The sequence below is a fragment of the Hymenobacter sp. DG25A genome (genome assembly GCF_001280305.1).
Taxonomy (GTDB): Bacteria; Bacteroidota; Bacteroidia; order Cytophagales; family Hymenobacteraceae; genus Hymenobacter.
The window spans coordinates 2,669,238-2,685,817 of sequence record NZ_CP012623.1; the positions used below are offsets into that span (position 1 = coordinate 2,669,238).

18 protein-coding genes are annotated in these 16,580 nt (G+C 54.0%); 12 read left to right on the forward strand and 6 right to left on the reverse strand.

Translation table 11 applies throughout. The annotated features are described in order from the left end of the window. Window positions 1-124 precede the first annotated feature (124 nt). Window positions 125-526 (forward strand): NUDIX hydrolase, encoded by a 402-nt coding sequence (locus tag AM218_RS11430; protein ID WP_054413981.1) that lies wholly within the window; start codon window positions 125-127, stop codon window positions 524-526. A 90-nt stretch (window positions 527-616) separates the two neighbouring features. Beyond that, window positions 617-1,183, forward strand: a complete 567-nt coding sequence (locus AM218_RS11435; RefSeq protein WP_054413982.1) for a hypothetical protein — start codon at window positions 617-619, stop codon at window positions 1,181-1,183. 33 nt (window positions 1,184-1,216) lie between these two features. Here AM218_RS11435 and AM218_RS11440 read toward each other — a convergent pair whose 3' ends face one another. Continuing rightward, window positions 1,217-2,035, reverse strand: a complete 819-nt coding sequence (locus AM218_RS11440; protein ID WP_054413983.1) for an ion transporter — start codon at window positions 2,033-2,035, stop codon at window positions 1,217-1,219. 213 nt (window positions 2,036-2,248) lie between these two features. Here AM218_RS11440 and AM218_RS11445 point away from each other — a divergent pair, with 213 nt between their 5' ends. Further along, window positions 2,249-3,040, forward strand: a complete 792-nt coding sequence (locus AM218_RS11445; protein WP_054413984.1) for an SDR family NAD(P)-dependent oxidoreductase — start codon at window positions 2,249-2,251, stop codon at window positions 3,038-3,040. Window positions 3,041-3,357: 317 nt separating this feature from the next. Here the strand turns inward: AM218_RS11445 and AM218_RS11450 are convergent, their stop codons facing one another. The 3 genes from AM218_RS11450 to AM218_RS17225 all read right to left on the reverse strand — a co-directional run bounded on the left by AM218_RS11450 (window position 3,358) and on the right by AM218_RS17225 (window position 6,070). Continuing rightward, window positions 3,358-4,272 carry a pirin family protein gene (locus AM218_RS11450; RefSeq protein WP_054413985.1) on the reverse strand — a complete coding sequence of 305 codons (915 nt, stop codon included), beginning with the start codon at window positions 4,270-4,272 and terminating at the stop codon, window positions 3,358-3,360. A 287-nt stretch (window positions 4,273-4,559) separates the two neighbouring features. Continuing rightward, complete coding sequence (locus AM218_RS11455; RefSeq protein ID WP_157547640.1) at window positions 4,560-5,645, reverse strand: hypothetical protein; 1,086 nt, start codon at window positions 5,643-5,645, stop codon at window positions 4,560-4,562. Further along, on the reverse strand, window positions 5,642-6,070 hold the full coding sequence (locus tag AM218_RS17225; protein ID WP_502213744.1) for a DUF72 domain-containing protein: 429 nt from the start codon (window positions 6,068-6,070) through the stop codon (window positions 5,642-5,644). The genes AM218_RS11455 and AM218_RS17225 overlap by 4 nt, the downstream gene beginning before the upstream one ends. On the opposite strand from AM218_RS17225, the gene AM218_RS17065 reads away from it, so the two are divergent. The 7 genes from AM218_RS17065 to bla all read left to right on the forward strand — a co-directional run bounded on the left by AM218_RS17065 (window position 6,020) and on the right by bla (window position 11,649). Continuing rightward, window positions 6,020-6,172 carry a hypothetical protein gene (locus tag AM218_RS17065; protein ID WP_231717479.1) on the forward strand — a complete coding sequence of 51 codons (153 nt, stop codon included), beginning with the start codon at window positions 6,020-6,022 and terminating at the stop codon, window positions 6,170-6,172. The two genes, AM218_RS17225 and AM218_RS17065, sit on opposite strands and share 51 nt — an antisense overlap. 294 nt (window positions 6,173-6,466) lie before the next feature. Continuing rightward, window positions 6,467-7,009 (forward strand): hypothetical protein, encoded by a 543-nt coding sequence (locus tag AM218_RS11465; RefSeq protein WP_054413988.1) that lies wholly within the window; start codon window positions 6,467-6,469, stop codon window positions 7,007-7,009. A gap of 248 nt (window positions 7,010-7,257) precedes the next feature. Beyond that, window positions 7,258-8,052 (forward strand): hypothetical protein, encoded by a 795-nt coding sequence (locus tag AM218_RS11470; protein WP_054413989.1) that lies wholly within the window; start codon window positions 7,258-7,260, stop codon window positions 8,050-8,052. A 111-nt stretch (window positions 8,053-8,163) separates the two neighbouring features. Further along, window positions 8,164-8,583: a hypothetical protein gene (locus AM218_RS11475; protein ID WP_054413990.1), complete on the forward strand. Its 420-nt coding sequence runs from the start codon at window positions 8,164-8,166 to the stop codon at window positions 8,581-8,583. Between the two features lie 236 nt (window positions 8,584-8,819). Then, window positions 8,820-9,413: a hypothetical protein gene (locus AM218_RS11480; protein ID WP_157547641.1), complete on the forward strand. Its 594-nt coding sequence runs from the start codon at window positions 8,820-8,822 to the stop codon at window positions 9,411-9,413. A gap of 342 nt (window positions 9,414-9,755) precedes the next feature. After that, entirely contained in the window at window positions 9,756-10,676 is a 921-nt protein-coding gene (locus AM218_RS11485) for a DUF808 domain-containing protein (protein ID WP_054413992.1), read from the forward strand. Between the two features lie 226 nt (window positions 10,677-10,902). Next, the gene (gene bla / locus AM218_RS11490; RefSeq protein ID WP_054413993.1) at window positions 10,903-11,649 is read left to right on the forward strand and encodes a subclass B1 metallo-beta-lactamase; all 747 of its coding nucleotides are present in this window, start codon (window positions 10,903-10,905) and stop codon (window positions 11,647-11,649) included. Window positions 11,650-11,871: 222 nt separating this feature from the next. On the opposite strand, the gene AM218_RS11495 is transcribed toward bla, so the two are convergent. Further along, window positions 11,872-12,687 (reverse strand): hypothetical protein, encoded by an 816-nt coding sequence (locus AM218_RS11495; protein WP_157547642.1) that lies wholly within the window; start codon window positions 12,685-12,687, stop codon window positions 11,872-11,874. Window positions 12,688-12,774: 87 nt separating this feature from the next. On the opposite strand from AM218_RS11495, the gene clpB reads away from it, so the two are divergent. Together clpB and AM218_RS11505 are read left to right on the forward strand one after the other, a co-directional pair. Beyond that, window positions 12,775-15,390 carry an ATP-dependent chaperone ClpB gene (gene clpB / locus AM218_RS11500; protein WP_054413995.1) on the forward strand — a complete coding sequence of 872 codons (2,616 nt, stop codon included), beginning with the start codon at window positions 12,775-12,777 and terminating at the stop codon, window positions 15,388-15,390. A gap of 98 nt (window positions 15,391-15,488) precedes the next feature. Further along, window positions 15,489-15,881: a hypothetical protein gene (locus tag AM218_RS11505; protein WP_157547643.1), complete on the forward strand. Its 393-nt coding sequence runs from the start codon at window positions 15,489-15,491 to the stop codon at window positions 15,879-15,881. Between the two features lie 91 nt (window positions 15,882-15,972). Here the strand turns inward: AM218_RS11505 and AM218_RS11510 are convergent, their stop codons facing one another. Further along, entirely contained in the window at window positions 15,973-16,416 is a 444-nt protein-coding gene (locus AM218_RS11510; protein ID WP_157547644.1) for a hypothetical protein, read from the reverse strand. Window positions 16,417-16,580 lie beyond the last annotated feature (164 nt).

Here is a 16,580-nt window from a genome sequence, read left to right on the forward strand (position 1 = left end):
GCGGTTTTGGCCGGGAGTTGCGGTATTTGCCGGCCTAGGAGCGGCGGCGGAAGCAGCAGGTTGCTCTCCGCTGATCAGTTTAAGCGAAATTGCCAACCCACCGCTCCTATTTCAATACCCCTCCATGACACTGATTGATAAGATTGCCTGGCTCCATCTGCACGAAGGCCGGCTGCTGAGCACCCGCAGCCACGGCAAAGACCGGTACTACATTCCCGGCGGCAAGCGCGAAGCCGGCGAAACCGACGAGCAAACGCTGCTGCGCGAAATTCGGGAAGAGCTGACCGTGCAGCTGGAACCCGCCAGCCTGGTATACCAGGGCACTTTTGAGGCACCCGCCCACGGCCACCCGGCGGGCATTCGGGTGCAAATGACCTGCTACAGCGCCCAGTATAGCGGAGAGCTGCAGCCGGCCGCGGAAATAGCAGAAATAGTGTGGCTTACTTACCAACACCGGCCGTTGGTTTCGGCCGTGGATCAGCTGATTTTTGACTGGTTGCGGGAGCGGCAGTTGCTGGCCGATTAGCCCTGGGTTTTGATGGAAGAAACCTCTGAGTGCGCCAGCCAGTAATACACCATACACCCAATTCTTCTCCCTGACTATTCCCTTCACCACATGAACACCGTCCATACCTTTTCTGCCGAAACCGAAGACGCTCTGTGGCAACAGGTGGCGGCTGATATCAAGCTGGAAGAAGGCTTGCTGGAATACAACGCCCAGCTCATTCAGAACGGCTACCACATAGAGCTGGACGTGGATATTGACTTGGGCGGCGGCTTTGAGGGCGGCTATGAAACCACCACGTTTACGGCCCTGGTGCCCAACCATACGTCCCTGCGCTTTGCCCTGCACGAGCAGGACTGGGTGCATGAAATAGGCAAGTTTCTGGGCCTGACGGATGTGGAGCTGGGCGACCCGGAGCTGGACGCCGCCTTCATCATCACCACCAACGATACGGATGCCCTGCGCCGCCTGCTGCTCCCCGACCCCGCCGTGCGCCAGACGCTGCTGCGCTACCAGGAATTCCGCCTCACGCTGGCGCCGGCCTCGCACGATGCCGACGCCGAAGTGTACCTCACCTTTTCCAAGGATACGGCCCTGGTAGAACCCGAGCAACTGCGCGAAGTCTACCATATGCTGTATACCCTGCTGCGGCAGCTCTCGCCTCCCGCCACACTATAGTCAGCGGCAATACCCGCCGTTTACTGCCCGGTATTAATGGTTTGGACTGTCCTTCTGCCGGGTACTGAGTTCATGCCGGAGCTGCCGGAGCTCATCGTGCAGGGCGGCCACTTGGGCGGCCCCTGCCAGCTCCCCTTCCTCACTATTGGCCTCCCGGCCCATGAAAAAGGTGGCCAGTGTGGCCGTGAAATAGCCAAAAACGGCAAACCCGTACAGTGCCAGCAGCAAGCACAGCGTTTGCCCCTCCGCCGTGCGGGGCCAGTAGTCGCTACCCATGCTGGTGAGGAGCATAGCCGTCCACCAGAGTGCCTGGGAGTAGCTTTGCAGGCCACCGGGCTCCTTGTTTTCAAACGCAAACATGCCCGCCGCGCCTACCAGCACCACCACGCCCGTGAGGCCCAGGACGTAGCCCAGCCCCCGCCGCCCAAAACTGGCCGCCAGCGCCTTCATGCCCCGGTTTAGGGAGCCCACCACCTTCACCAGCCGCAGGCCCCGGGCAGCCCGCGCCAGACGTAGCACGCGGGCCAGCCGCAGCACCCGCACGGCAGGCACCAGCAGGGAAATCATGGTAATAATGTTGGCTTTCAGAAAGGCCCGCCTGGCGGGCGCCAGCAGCAGCTTCAGCAGAAAATCCAGGATAAAGATTATCCAGATAATGGTGCTCAGCAGCTCCAGCTCCGCAGATAACCCCCAGATAAGCTCTACGCCCAGCAGCACCAGCCAGCCAAACCCCAGCACCACCATAGGCGTCTCCAGCCAATCGGTGAGCTGCTGCAGCAATTCATAGCGCTCCTGCCGCAGCTGTTTGTGTTCGTGTAAGGAAGTACGCTTTTGCTTAAAAGAAGAAGCCATGCCGAGTAGAGTAACAGTGGAGGTAAGAAGAGCACTTCCTGCCTGCATACCTACGCCCCCGCGGCCCACGGGTTAATTTGCTCCCGGCGCGGGGGCGGCTTTCCGGCCCCCGCCCCGGCAATCCAGGTGGTGGACCGGGCCGCCTTTCTGGAATTTATTTGTCTATATATAAGTAACTTAATAGAATAATCTTTCACCTTAAACCTTACAGCCATGAATGACCAAACCGCCTTGATTACCGGTGCCTCCAGCGGCATAGGCTTCGAGCTGGCCCGCTGCTTCGCGCGCGACGATTACCGCGTCGTGCTCGTGGCCCGTCACCTGGATGAGCTGAAAGAAGCGGCCCGCCTGATCCACCAGGAATTTGAGGGCGTAGATATTATTCTGCTGCCCTATGACCTAAGCCTGCCAGAAAGCTCCGAGCAGATTTATGCCGAAACCACCCAACGCGGCTTCCGCATTGATGCCTTGGTGAACGACGCCGGCTTTGGCGAAACCGGCTATTTCACCGACACCGACCTTCAGACCGAGCTCAACATTATTCAGGTAAATGCGGCCTCCCTGGTGCACCTTACCAAGCTCTACCTGCGGGAAATGGTAGCCCGCAACGAAGGCCGGATTCTGCAGGTGGGCTCGGTGGCCTCCTTCTCCCCCAGCCCCTGCCAGGCCGTGTATGCCGCCACCAAAGCCTTTGTACTGAGCTTCTCGGAGGCGATACAACACGAGCTTAAACAGCAGAAATCGGCCGTTACCATGACCATTCTCTGCCCGCCGCCCACCGCTACCAACTTCTTCCGCACGGCTCACGCCGAGAATACCCGGGCGGCCCACCACACCGCCGATGCCCGCCAGGTGGCCGAGGATGGCTACGACGCGCTAATGGAAGGCGAGTCCCGCTCCCTGCCCACGCTTGGGGCGAAGGTCAACTTCCTCTCCAGCCTCGTCCTCCCCGACTCTGTTCTGGCTACGCTGATGAATGCGCAGCTGCACGAAGAGCATAAATAAGCCCACTTACCCGCACGCCCCCGCCTTCCGGCCCCACTAACCGGAAGACGGGGGCGTTTTTACAGGCTGGCCTCCCGCACCCTGGCAAGCCACCGCTGTGCTGAAGTATGCGGCCGGCATAATCTTCTGATCAACCCAAGAGCGTCATGTCGAGCGAAGTCGAGACATCTCGCTAGTGAGGTATACCACTGCAACGAAGTGGGCGAGATGCTTCGGCTGCGCTCAGCATGACAATACCATTACAACGTCAGCACGCGAGATGTCTCGACTGCGCTCGACATGACGCTCTTGGGTTGTGCTTCCCACTCCTACTCACCCTATGAAAGCGCCTGGGGCGGCGGGGAGCCGGCCGGGCGGGACTTATCCTCGGGCAGGGGCACAAACTCCGCGTTATCATTCGGGGGCAGGGCAATGCGGCCGGCCTTCCAGTCGGCTTTGGCCTGCTCAATCCGCTCCCGACGCGAGGACACGAAGTTCCACCAGATAAACCGCTCCCCCAGCGGCTCGCCGCCCAGTAGCATGAGCGTGCTGGCCTCCTGGGCCACCAGCACCGGATCCTGGCCGGCCGTGAACACCAGCAGCTGGCCGGCAGTATAGCGCCGGCCGCCCACTTCCACGCTGCCTTTGGCCACGTAGGCGCCCCGCTCAGGGTAGCCGCGCGGCAGGCCAAAGCGGGCACCGGGCTGCAGCACCACGTGCAGGTAGAACAGCGGCGAGTGGGTTTTTACGTCATTTTTCAGTCCGAAAGCGTCGCCGGCAATGAGGCGCATCCACACGCCGGGCTCGGTGAAGATGGGAAGCTCCTGGGGCTGGTAGTTAGTGAAGGCCGGGGCGGTTTCCTCGGCGGCTTCGGGCAGGGCCACCCAGGTCTGCACCATTTCCAGCGCGCCGCCGGCCAGTGCGGCGGGGTCCTCAAACCGCTCGGAGTGGGCAATGCCGCTGCCGGCCGTCATCCAGTTTACTTCGCCGGGTCGGATGATCTGCTCTACGCCCAGACTGTCGCGGTGCGTTACCTGGCCGCCAAACAGGTAGCTCACGGTGCTGAGGCCGATGTGCGGATGGGGCAGTACATCCAGGTTGTGCATTTCGGTGGGCGGAGCATTCACGGGCCCGGCGTGGTCCATGAAAATAAAGGGCCCCAGCATGCGCCGCAGCCGGTAAGGCAGAATCCGGCGAACATTAAAGCCGGCGCTAATAGCCGCCGGACGGGCATCAATCACAAGGTCGAGCATGGGGCAGAGGAAAAGTGGAAGAATGCGCCAGGCACGCATCTTCTGTATCAACCAAGCGGGGCAAAAAAGTATGCTTCCCGCAAGCGCCCGCCGGTTGGGCAAGGTAGCCCGCCCCGAATTATTTCCGCAAATACACACTGCTCCCCGGTCTGTGCCAGGGTCCATGGGGCATTGTGAAACTGAGCAACAAGAACGTCAAGAAGAGTGTCAGCAAAGCATGCCGACCGAAGTTAGTCCGGAAGCTTTGGCTGTTTACCCTTCTTATTCCTTTCGGGTGATGAAGGCATCTACTGGATTACGGTTGCTGAATTGCCATTGCCCACCTGCGTGATAGTGCTACTATTGCCTCTGGATTGTTGCGTTACGGCGCTATTGTTGTTGCCTGTCTGATATTGCCAGGCTTCATTTTCATCGCCCTGCGCAATGCGGGCTTCGTTGTTGTCGCCCTCCTGGGTCTGGGTGGCCTCATTATAATAGCCCTGCGTTATCTCCGCCTGGTTTCTGTTGCCGCGCTGTCGTTGGGTAGCCGTGTTGCTGAAGGCGGCATCCTGGTCTATGAAAGCCATGTTATGGTTTCCCCGTTGTACCTGCAGTGCCTTGTTTACCCCACTATACAACTGCGTCACAGTAGCCTCATTGTAGTCTCCGTATTGATACTGCTCAGATTCGTTGGAGTCATAATACTGATTCACACTGGCCTTGTTATGATTCCCCTCCTGCCGCTGTAGGGCATATTGATCGAACCTAGCCTGGGCTATGGAAGCCTCATTGTGGTCACCATACTGATATTGTCTCGAGATTTGCCCGGCGCTAATATTTCCCTGGGCGGAAGATGCCCTATTGTAATTACCTATCTGCTCTTGATACGCATCGGTTTGCCAGTTTATCTGATGCACCGTGGCAGTATTATGATTACCGGTCTGATACTGCTTTGCAATTCCAGAAGCAATGGCCCCTCCTTGTTCAACGGTGGCCAGATTGTAGTTTCCTTTCTGGATTTGTATGGCAGTAGTCTGGAAGGCCTCCCGCATCAAAATACTGGCGGTGTTGCTCCTGCCTTGTTGCTGCTGCATGGCGGTATTTGCCCTACCAGATTGTAGAATGGAGGCCTGATTAAGGTTCCCCTTCTGGATTTGCGAAGCGGTGTTCTGCTCACCTACCTGCTCGATATAAGCCTCATTGTTATTGCCGGTCTGCGCTACCGTGCTGCTATTCGACTGGGCCCCTGCCCTGCCTGCCAGCAGCGCAAAGGCCATAAGCATAGTTATTTTTTTCATAGTTGAGGTTGATTTAAGGGTAAAGCGGCCTAAAAACCAGTCAAGTTTTCTATTAAAATAATCAATATTTAAACTAGAAATATCATATTTTATCACAACTTTATGGCATTCCCTATTTTTCCTCCCGGGTTGCGGCCCACGTTGTCGGCGTTTCCCAGGGTGGTAGTTGCAGGAGCCCGGCCACCTAGCCCCGGCAGCATCCCCCCTGTATCCGGCATCTTACCGGATGGTATTTTTGGGCACCTGGAAAGCAGAAAGCAAGGAAAGCAGAAAGCAAGGGAAGCGGAAAGCTGCGGAAACCGGTAGAAGGTGACGTTGAGCTCCAGCGTCTGAAAATGCTGACTATAGAACTCAAACCAGCGGCGCTGGGGTAGCTTATCGGGGTAGAACACGCCTTTCCAGTGGCGGTAGTGGTAGCCGGGGCAGTTGATGTGCCAGGTGAGTATAGCGAAGCACGCGAGGACGTAGATGTGTCCGCTCTTTCCCTCTGGAAGCGTTGCCGGGCTTCTGCTGACAGCAATCCGGTCTTTCTTCGTTGCCGACCCATTCGCGCCACGGTGGTAGCGCACGACAACGTTTTTCTGGAGCAGCTATGCGTGGAGCGGATTATTGAGTTGGGGTAGTTCCAATAAGACCTGCTAAAGCACTTTCTGAAAGACAGATGCTATGACTCAGAGAAAATAATTTACATCTACTTTGAAATGCAAAGTTCTTTCATATCCTTTGTGTCGTTCTCCTTTATACTACCCATAGGCAAGTGTCTGCCGCCGGTGGAGGCCCGCCGCTGACTAGCAATCAGGCACTTGGTTTTCCATCCACAGGCCCCGGCTACGACCCACACCAGCACCCGTGCCTGGCTCCATTATTATCCCCTCTCGCAAGTATTCTTTCATCCTCACCCTAAAAACCCCACAGTCATGACCCTCACCAAAAGCATTCTTCGCCTTGCCGTTGCCACGGCATTCCTCCTGCTGATTCCCCTGGTAGCCATGCAATTCAACTCAGGCGTAAACTGGACCTTTTCTGATTTCGTGGTGGCCGGCATCCTGCTATTTGGTACGGGCCTCACGTATCTGCTGATAGCAGGCAGGGCCCGCAACGGCGCGTATAAACTGGCCGCCGGCGTGGCGGTGGCAGCTTCCCTCCTGCTGGTGTGGGGCAACCTGGCCGTGGGCTTCATCGGCAGCGAGGACAACCCGGCTAACCTGCTGTACGGTGGGGTGCTGGCCGTTGGCTTCATTGGGGCCATAGTAGCGCAGCTCCGGCCCCTGGGCATGGCTAAGGCCATGTTTGCCGCCGCGCTTACTCAGTTTGCCGTTCCTTTTGTAGCCATGCTGATCTGGAAGCCAGAAATCAACTTAGGCGTAGTGTGGGTAATTGCGCTAAACACCCTCTTCGCCGGGCTGTGGGTTGTTTCGGCGTTACTGTTCCGCCGTGCTGGCACCGCTGGCCCGCATTAGGACCGGTAGAATCTGGACACTGCCCTGACGGCTGTCCTCCCCAAATCCCAGGCACCCTGATTTTAGTATGGCAGGACCCGTTTTCCTGCGAGCAAATACCAGTCAAGAGGGCTATTTATTTAGGCAGAAAAGTGGTCTTACCTATAAAGCTACCTCTTAAATTATCCTATTTTTGACCGCGCTAAAGTTATAATCTGCTATACAGCTTCTACCTATTACGCAATTCACGTTATACCTTCTCTTTTTACATGTTGCGTAACACCAGAGCTGCCATTTGCTGTGCAGGTATTTTATTTACCTTATTCCCGAAAGTTATTGTAGCCCAGAATTTTAAAGCGTGGAGCCCGGGCTATGTGGTTTCTACAACTGGCGATACTACGCGTGGCCTCATTCATATTCCGCAGTTTGTTACGGAAGAAGGAGTAACGCTCAAAGTGGATGAGCAAGGCAAGCGTCAACAATTTAATGTGCAGGACCTGCAGGCCGTTGGTTTACAGGATGGACAGCGCTTCGTAAAACGCACCATTACAATCGGCCGCAATGCGGCAACCGGAAATGCCGACTCCGCGGCTGTGTTGCTTCAACAATTAGTTAGTGGTTATGCCAGCTTCTATCGGTATAACTACAATGCAGCGCGTCAGTCGCAGCAGGGCACTCCCTCGGAAAGAGTGCAGTATTTTATCGGCTTTGAAGGCCGCAGCCTGATGCCGGTTCGAAAGCTTACTTACCAGGGAGCATTTCCGGTGTTGCTCCAGGACTGCCCTGTTGTAGTGGAGGCGTTGGCTCGCACTCCTTTCGATGAGCGCAAAATCGGCAACCTGATTCTACGCTATGACACCCTTTGCCATACCACCCCTCAGGCCCACGACTACCGTTTGCCTGATCCGGTCAGCACCATGCACCTGTTTGTAAGAATGCGGGGAGGTTTGCAGCAGGGAAAACTGTTCTATCCCGACTTCAACTACTTACCACGGGCAGAAGCACAAACCGCTGTTCTCCCGGCTTATGCGCTGGAAGTGCGGCTGGCCAATCATGGCCCCTAGTCGCTCATCAGCGGGTTGCAATATGCTTATCACCGTAGTACATCCTCCCCAATAAAGCCCGCGCAGGCAGGATCCGCAAATGAGGGAGAGCCTCTGGTTCTGCCCGCTAATGTGGAAGCCCAGAGCCTGCAGGCACCTCTTTTAATTCGTTATACCTGGGGCCACGACCGGTTCAGACCCTATATGGCGGCTGGGCCCATGGTTGGCATGTTCCTCAATAACCACACTACGCTGTCTTACACCACCCTTACTTATGTAGGGGGTGATGCTTATCGCTACTTCCGTGAAGATGTAATCATTGCCGATGCTAAACCCACGGAGCGCGCCCATCGGGTTATTAGTGGCGCTTTCCGGGTGGGCTTAGAAATCAAAACTAAAACCCGGCTTTCCCCTCTAATTGAGTTACAATACTCCATAGGCAGAGACAGTGATAATAACCCGGGAATCCGTCAAACAATGATTGGCACCAAGGAGAATATAGGCTACTTACACTACAAGGCGCTGGGGCTTTCAGCCGGGGTAGAATTCTAAATAATTGCCTAGCTCATTTTTACGGCTGTCAGCGTAACTATACTCAATCCGCTTCATCTTAATAAAGCAATAGGGCTTTTGTTGAATGTACCTCTGCTGCTGGTGTACTTTGGGAACGTGGTTTCAAAAGTATACCAGCAGCAGTATTTTACGGACTATCCGTCCACACTTGTAGAGGTAGAAAGCTTCGTTTACTTTTCCCTACCGCATCCCTTCTTAGGATATTAAACCCGGACATGAATATTTCTTCCTCGCGTATCTCTGGGCATATCCTGGGTTTCCTTTTTTGCTGTTTAGTCATAGGCTTTACTACTCCTTGCCTTGCCCAAAGCAACTGGCCCACTACCCGAATAGATGATCAGATTACTATTCAGATGCCTTATGAAGGCACATTAGAGGAGGGCACAAAGTTGCAGGGAGCACAAAGATTCTGGACTTCGACTTCTGACAATGAATTCCAGGTATTGCGGGTAGACTTACGTTACATCCCCCATTATAATCCGGATCTGATACCAACTGAAGCAAGCCTAATTAAAACCTATGAAAGAGCGGTTAAGCTTTATAATCGTCAGGTAATAAAAGGCAAGTTGGTTTCCAGTGGCAACATTGTTTTTGCTGGTAATCCAGCCCGCGCTGCACTTTATCGTGGGTTCGACGATTACCATCAGCGCCCCATTAATATTGAGACAGTTTGGATGTACCACCATCAGGCTATCTACCTGCTAACCTGCTCCTATGCTGTTCCTGAGGAGGCAGGTGCTATCCAGGATAAAAAGCGCTTTTTTTCCTCCGTACTTATTAATTTTACTCCCATTACCAAGGAGCTTTAGTCCGAATAAATATCTACCTACCTATTAATACGCCCTTCCATTAACGGCTTTTTGACTGATTTTTTGAGCCCCTGCCGCTGGCGCGAGTTTAGCACAGCGTAACTCGTGACCAGTTATGCCGGGAGGCTGCGCCTCCCACCACCCGCACCGCTTGCAGCCGGGTTTATTCTCGCTTAGTTTGCCGCTACGCGCCAGCGGAGGTACAACCTCCGCTGCAGGGCTGGTCACGAGCTACAAGCTCGCGCCAGTTGGAGGAAATCCCCATAACTTGCCGGCAAGCTGAGCTATGCGAAAACGCATAATCACCTGAAAAACGAGAATGAGGTAACGAACACATAGAATATGGCTTCAGGTTTTTTTGCGCTACTGGATGATATTTCCGCTTTGGTAAAAGTAAGCGCGGCCAGTTTAGACGACGTGCCCGCCCAGGTAGCCAAAACCACCGGCAAAGTATCCGGCATTGTTATCGACGATACGGCGGTTACGCCCAAATACGTCGTGGGCCTCGACCCCTCCCGGGAGCTTTCTATTATTTATCAGATAGCCAAAAAGTCCCTGATCAATAAATTATTGATTCTGAGCCCGGCGGCTTTGGTACTGGGCTATTTTGCCCCCTGGGCCATTACGCCCATTTTAATGCTGGGCGGGGCTTATTTATGCTTCGAAGGGTACGAAAAGGTACACTCCATGTTCAGCAAGCACCACGAGGTGGACGTGGAAAGCGAGCAGGTAGAAATAATTACGCCGGAGGAGCTGGAAAAGGAACGGGTGGCGGGCGCCGTGCGCACCGATATTATCCTGTCGGCCGAAATTATGGCCATTGCTTACAGCCAGGTAACCGAGCAGCCGATAGTAAACCAGATTGTGGTTATGGCGGCCGTGGCCGTTTTTATTACGGTGGCCGTGTATGGCTTTGTGGGCCTGATTGTGAAAGCCGACGATGTGGGCGTGCACATGGCCCAGGATAAATACCACCCCGCTACGCAAAAACTGGGGCGCGGCATCGTAAAATTCATGCCGCACTTCCTGAACATCTTAAGCTATGTGGGTACGGCTGCCATGCTTTGGGTAGGTGCTGAAATCATAGCCCACGGCATTCCGTTTACCAGTCATTTACTGGATGATCTGGAAGAGTCTTTAGCCCACCTGCCGGCGGTGGCATGGCTGGCCAAGGCGCTATCCTGTGCTATTGGCGGGTTACTGATTGGCTTCGTGGTTGAGAAAATAGTGCTGCTGGGGAAGAAGGTATTCGGCAAGGAATAATAAGCTGCGCGGTTTTTCCGGCTTTTATGCCCTGTTTATCCAATGCTGCAGTGCTCATACCATTTCACTCTTGAACGGGACTTTATTGCGGCGTAATTAGTGCTTACTGATTTCAAGAGGCTGCGCTTCCTCCCGCCTATTCTACTGGCCAGTATAGTTGCCCCGAAGTAGCTTTTATCTGCGCACCAGGGGACAAAGTCAACCAAACTTTAGCTGCTAACTAACCATGAAATTTCTGCTTCCCGTTGCACTCCTGATTGCCGTTGCGGCGAAAAGCACCCCCAGTAAACTCAGCGCCAAAACCGAAAAAGTAGTTTATCAATCAGCGAATTTGATGATTACGCAAGTTGCGAAGAACAGCTTTGTGCATACCTCGTATTTGCAGACCAAGACCTTCGGCAAGGTTCCCTGCAACGGCATGGTGGTAAAAAGCGGCAGTGAAACCGTGGTGTTTGATACGCCTACCGGCGACCAGGAATCCAAAGAGTTGATTGCCTGGATAAGCAAAGACCTGCACTGCAAAGTGAAGGCTATTATCCCAACCCATTTTCATGAGGATTGCGTGGGTGGGCTAAAGGAATTTGAGCGACAAAAAATCCCCTCCTTCGCCAATAAAAATACGATTGAGTACGCTAAGCAGAACAAGTTTAATATTCCTCAGCGCGGGTTTACCGATAGCCTGACGGTGAAGGTTGGCACTACGAAGGTGTATGCCATTTTTTGGGGAGAAGGCCACACCAAAGACAACATAGTGGGGTATTTCCCGGAGGACAAAGTGCTGTTTGGTGGCTGTTTAATTAAGGAGTTGCAGGCCAACAAAGGCTATTTGGGCGATGCCAACGTGCAAGCGTGGTCCGCCACCGTAGAAAAAATAAAGCAAGCATATCCTGCGGTGCAAGTTGTAATTCCCGGGCATGGCAAAGTCGGCGGCCCAAGCCTGCTTGACTATACCATTCAGTTATTTCAACAGTAATAACGCGGCATTGGCGCGAGTTTAGCGCAGCGTAACTCGTGACCAGTTATGCCGGGAGGCTGCGCCTCCCACCGCTTGCGCCGTTCGCCGCCGGGTTCGTTCTTGCGTAATTTGCCGCTCCTCGCCAGTGGAGGTACAACCTCCACCACATGGCTGGTCACGAGCTACAAGCTCGCGCCAGTTGAGGGGTTCCCCTATGATTTGGTATTTCGCCACAGATACCTATTTCCTTCCTTTATATATACCGTAGACTTCTTCAATCCAAGCAAAATCGAATAATTCCCGAGTTATAATGTATGCATCATTGTTTAATTTGTATGCTGTTTTATAGTCAATAGGCTTATTTGTTTCGCGGTATCTCTCCCTTCTAGCTATAGAAGAAGCATCTGGAACAATTACAGCAGAAGCTAACCCAACCCTATATAACTTACTTAAATCTGAATCTGACAAACTATAAGTTGCAACACGGCCATCGACTTGAAAACCACTTTTTAATACACGTAGATCATCCAAGAAAGAATTATTTACAATATGTGACAATCTTAAAAAATCCTCGAAAATAAATTTACCCTGTATACAGGCTCGAAATAATTTACCAATCATTGATGCCTTATCCGAATCATCTAGCTTATCTAAGATTACTATGATTTTCTCTCCTGCTTTATCTCTATAGGATCCTTCTTGCAACCTATCTGCAAATTCTTTTCGTTTTTCGAGTGGGATATCCTTCAATTCTACTAGAAATTTAAGAATCATGTTTATAAATATTCTTTCTCGAATACTTGTCCCTATTTTATATAGTGAATGAATCGTATTTACTACTGGAATATCTTTCATCATTCCATCATCAGTCAATGAATCAAAGGCGGCTTCGACAATATCTTTTGTAATGTCAGTAAGGTTAGAAGCTGTAGCAGCTATAATTGACTTACTTAAATTATTCTCCATATGTCTTTTTGGCGATAGATGCATATGCAAGTAAGCAACAATAAGACATATTGACTTATGTAAAGCCAATAAAATCAATAAATCAGCCAAAAAGTCAGCAAAAACACTTCTGCACCCGGTTTGCTAGGCCACTCGTAGAACTTCTTAACCGAAGCATCTACTTAAGCCCTAGTAGCCATGAACTTTAACAACTATACCATTAAGGCGCAGGAGGCCGTGCAAAAGGCCACCGAAATTGCCGGCGCCAACCAGCAGCAGGCCATTGAAACGGGCCATTTGCTGAAGGGCCTTTTCCAGAGCGACGAGAATGTACTGTCGTTTCTGGCCAAGAAGCTGGGCGCCAACCTCAATATTCTTACCCCGCGCCTGGACGCCATTGTAGCCGCCTACCCCAAGGTGAGCGGCGGCTCGCCGTACCTGTCCAACGATGCCAACTCGGCGCTGCAGCGCGCCTCGGGCTTCCTTAAGGAGTTCGGGGATGAGTACGTATCCGTGGAGCACTTGCTGCTGGGTTTGCTGGGCGGCAAAGACAGCGTAGCCACGCTGATGAAAGACGCGGGCTTCAACGAAAAAGACCTGAAAGCCGGCATTAAGGAGCTGCGTGGGGGCCGCAAAGTCACCAGCCAAACCGCCGAGGACCAGTACCAGAGCCTGAACCGCTACTCGCGCAACCTGAATGAGCAAGTGCGCTCCGGCAAGATGGACCCCGTTATCGGCCGCGACGAGGAAATCCGCCGCGTGCTGCAGATTCTCTCCCGCCGTACCAAGAACAACCCCGTGCTGCTGGGCGAGCCCGGCGTGGGTAAAACCGCCATTGTGGAGGGCCTGGCCCAGCGCATTGTGGCCGGCGACGTGCCCGAAAACCTCAAGGACAAAATCATCATGAGCCTGGATATGGGCTTGCTGGTGGCTGGCGCCAAGTACAAGGGCGAGTTTGAGGAGCGCCTCAAGTCCGTTATCAAGGAAGTAACCGACTCCGAAGGGCAGATTATTCTGTTCATTGATGAGATGCACACCCTCATTGGGGCTGGCGGCGGTGGCGAGGGCGCTATGGACGCGGCCAATCTGTTGAAGCCTGCTCTGGCCCGCGGCGAGCTGCACTCCATTGGCGCTACCACCCTCAAGGAATACCAGAAGTACATCGAGAAGGACAAGGCCCTGGAGCGCCGCTTCCAGGCCGTAATGGTAGACGAGCCTTCGCAGGAAGACGCCATCAGCATCCTACGCGGCATCAAGGAGAAGTACGAGCTGCACCACGGCGTGCGCATCACCGACGACGCCGTAATTGCCGCCGTGGAGCTGAGTAGCCGATACATCACCGACCGTTTCCTGCCCGACAAGGCCATTGACCTGATGGACGAAGCCGCCGCCAAGCTGCGCATTGAGCTGAACTCCATGCCCGCCGAGCTGGATGAGGTGCAGCGCCGCATCATGCAGCTGGAAATTGAGCGCGAAGCCATCCGCCGCGAAAACAACAAGGACCGTGAAGCCGTGCTGAGCAAGGAGCTAAGCGAGCTGAGCGAGAAGCGCGACGACCTGAAGGCCCAGTGGGAAAACGAGAAATCGGTGCTCACCAACATTCAGGAGCAGAAGGAAGCCATTGAGCGCTACAAGCTGGAAGCCGACCAGGCCGAGCGCCAGGGCGACTACGGCCGCGTGGCCGAGCTGCGCTATGGCAAGATTCAGGAAGCCGAAGCCAAGCTGAAAGAGGCCCAGGACATTGCCAACGCCAGCAAAGAAGGCGGCTCTATGCTGCAGGAAGTGGTAACCCAGGAGGACATTGCCGAGGTAGTGGCCAAGTGGACGGGCATTCCGGTGAGCAAAATGCTGCAGTCGGACCGCGAGAAGCTGCTGCACCTGGAAGAAGAGCTGGGCAAGCGCGTGGCCGGCCAGAGCGAAGCCATTGCGGCCATATCCGATGCCGTGCGCCGCTCCCGTGCCGGCCTGCAGGACCCCAAGCGGCCCATTGGCTCCTTCATTTTCCTGGGCACTACCGGCGTGGGTAAAACCGAGCTGGCTAAGGCCCTGGCCGAGTACCTGTTCAACGATGAGAACAACATGGTGCGCATTGATATGAGCGAGTACCAGGAGCGCCACGCCGTATCGCGCCTGATTGGGGCGCCTCCCGGCTACGTGGGCTACGATGAGGGCGGCCAGCTGACGGAGGCCGTGCGCCGTAAGCCATACTCCGTGATTCTGCTCGACGAAATCGAGAAGGCCCACCCCGATGTGTTCAACATCCTGCTGCAGGTGCTGGATGATGGCCGCCTCACCGACAACAAAGGCCGGGTGGCGAACTTCAAGAATACCATCATCATCATGACCTCCAACACGGGGGCGGATATCATTCAGAAGAACTTCAAGGAGCTGAATGAATACAACCACGACGAAGTGGTGGACCGCACCCGCGAGGAAGTAGTAGAGCGCCTGAAGCAGCACATGCGCCCCGAGTTCCTGAACCGCATCGACGAGATTGTGATGTTCCAGCCCCTCAAGCGCAAGGAAATCCGCAAGATTGTCGACATCCAGTTCAAGCAGATTCAGCACCGCCTGGAAGAAGCCGGCATCCGGCTGGAAGCCACCGACGAGGTGCTGGACTACCTCGGCGAGCAGGGCTTCGACCCGCAGTTTGGGGCCCGGCCGCTGAAGCGCGTCATCCAGCGCCTGGTGCTCAACGAGCTGTCGAAGGATATTCTCTCCGGCCGCGTAAGCAAGGACTCCGTGGTGGAAGCCGTGCTGGAAGACGGCCACCAGATCCGGTTTAACAACGTGGAGATTCCGGCCGTTGGTTAAGGATTGAATAAGCACAAAAAAGCCCCGCTGGCAGATGTTGGCGGGGCTTTTTTGTTAGCTTGCTGTGTTCATTCACTTCCCTTATCAGCTATGCGCGGTTGTTACACGCTTGCTATTGCTTTTTACTTTGTCTGCTGCTGCCGGTAGCCGTAACCGCGCAAAGCAGCAGTACGCCTGCTGCCCCACCCACCGCTACTGCTACCGTACCTCCAAGCGGTATTGCCGTCATGCGGGTGTATGAGGGACGTGGCGTATATGGTTCTGGCATTGTAGTTACCTACGAGGATGGTAAGACCGATATAACCAACCTGAAGCAGTTTAAATCCATGGACAACTATGTGCCCATGACCCAGGAAATTCAGCTGGCCATTTCCAAGCTTTACCAGGCGGGTTACGCGCTTATTCAGGCAACCGGCGGCGGCGGCATCAATGAAACCGATGCAAATCGTACCGGCCTTATTGTGCAGACGTTCATCTTCCGGAAACAGTAGCCGTGTTGCACTGAGCTTCCCTCAGTAGATCTATTTGCAAAAAACCCCGCTGGAAGTTACCAGCGGGGTTTTTGTTTGTATCAACAGCACTTTACTTACCGAAATACTTCCTCTTCAAACGGCTGCTCACGTATTTTGGCAGGGTCTTGCCTTGCTCGAAAGCGCTAAGTATTTCCGCCTCGCGGGTGGTGCTGAAACGCACTAGCTTGCCAATGCCAATACCGGCCGGTACGCCGCCAAACAGGGCAATTCCGGTAACCGTACTACCGGTAGTAGGTGAATCGATGGAATTGCTGCTTGACGCTGCCGCCGCCGTTGCAATACGCACAGCAAACGCGCTGCCAATGGAAGTCCAGATCCAACCGCCGGTGCGGTGTTTGTGAAACATTGTTTTTACGGCCTGTACTGTATCTGCGTGGGTAGCTGTGCCAGCTGCTGCACTGGGAGCCATGGTACCAGCCGGAACTGCTTGTTGCGCATACACGCTCATGCTGGTAGTCAGAACCAGGCCTGTAATAAGTAATTGTTTTTTCATGCTGCTGTAACAAGGATTCAGGAAATCCTTGCCTGATAAAATGAAGGTGTTGGGAATAGAATATGATTCGTGTCAAAGTTATAACTAACCGCCAAGTACTTTTCTTTCACATTAATTTTCATCAGGAACATTAGCGTACTGGATTTCAAATGTCATCCGTTTGA

What these genes read in the sequence shown, in the direction of transcription:
- AM218_RS11430 (WP_054413981.1), top strand. Translation starts at nt 125, where the DNA reads ATGACACTGATTGATAAGATTGCCTGGCTCCATCTGCACGAAGGCCGG.
- AM218_RS11435 (WP_054413982.1), top strand. Translation starts at nt 617, where the DNA reads ATGAACACCGTCCATACCTTTTCTGCCGAAACCGAAGACGCTCTGTGG.
- AM218_RS11440 (WP_054413983.1), bottom strand. Translation starts at nt 2,035, where the DNA reads ATGGCTTCTTCTTTTAAGCAAAAGCGTACTTCCTTACACGAACACAAA.
- AM218_RS11445 (WP_054413984.1), top strand. Translation starts at nt 2,249, where the DNA reads ATGAATGACCAAACCGCCTTGATTACCGGTGCCTCCAGCGGCATAGGC.
- AM218_RS11450 (WP_054413985.1), bottom strand. Translation starts at nt 4,272, where the DNA reads ATGCTCGACCTTGTGATTGATGCCCGTCCGGCGGCTATTAGCGCCGGC.
- AM218_RS11465 (WP_054413988.1), top strand. Translation starts at nt 6,467, where the DNA reads ATGACCCTCACCAAAAGCATTCTTCGCCTTGCCGTTGCCACGGCATTC.
- AM218_RS11470 (WP_054413989.1), top strand. Translation starts at nt 7,258, where the DNA reads ATGTTGCGTAACACCAGAGCTGCCATTTGCTGTGCAGGTATTTTATTT.
- AM218_RS11480 (WP_157547641.1), top strand. Translation starts at nt 8,820, where the DNA reads ATGAATATTTCTTCCTCGCGTATCTCTGGGCATATCCTGGGTTTCCTT.
- AM218_RS11485 (WP_054413992.1), top strand. Translation starts at nt 9,756, where the DNA reads ATGGCTTCAGGTTTTTTTGCGCTACTGGATGATATTTCCGCTTTGGTA.
- bla (WP_054413993.1), top strand. Translation starts at nt 10,903, where the DNA reads ATGAAATTTCTGCTTCCCGTTGCACTCCTGATTGCCGTTGCGGCGAAA.
- clpB (WP_054413995.1), top strand. Translation starts at nt 12,775, where the DNA reads ATGAACTTTAACAACTATACCATTAAGGCGCAGGAGGCCGTGCAAAAG.
- AM218_RS11510 (WP_157547644.1), bottom strand. Translation starts at nt 16,416, where the DNA reads ATGAAAAAACAATTACTTATTACAGGCCTGGTTCTGACTACCAGCATG.